Genomic DNA, 258 nt, shown 5'->3' with positions numbered 1-258 from the left:
ATCGCGGTTCCACCCCGGAGCAGGCGGTGCGGCGCGTACTGCGCAAGGCCACCTTGCTGACTTTCCCTGAGACCCCGCAAACCTTCCTGGCTATGGCCCAGCGGCAGGTCGATGCGATGGCCGTGGCCATGCCCTCGGGGATCCGCTTCGTCAACGAATCGGGCGGACGCTTCCGCTTCGTCGAAGGCGCACTGGCCTGGGAGCCGACGGCGCTGGGTGTCAAGAAGGGCGAGCACCGACTGCTGGACGCCGTCAACA

General features: G+C 67.4%; 1 protein-coding gene. It reads left to right on the top strand.

Annotation, left to right across the window (positions count from 1 at the left end; all coding sequences use genetic code 11):
• Positions 1-26 precede the first annotated feature (26 nt).
• A partial coding sequence (locus ACZ3HH_RS30620) for a hypothetical protein (protein ID WP_465810417.1) occupies positions 27-258 on the top strand: 232 nt, incomplete at its 3' end.

It is taken from the genome of Pseudomonas sp. PME37.24/025 (assembly GCF_055556615.1).
Note: the sequence above shows the minus strand (reverse complement) of the source record. Positions and strands in the feature narration are given on the sequence as shown.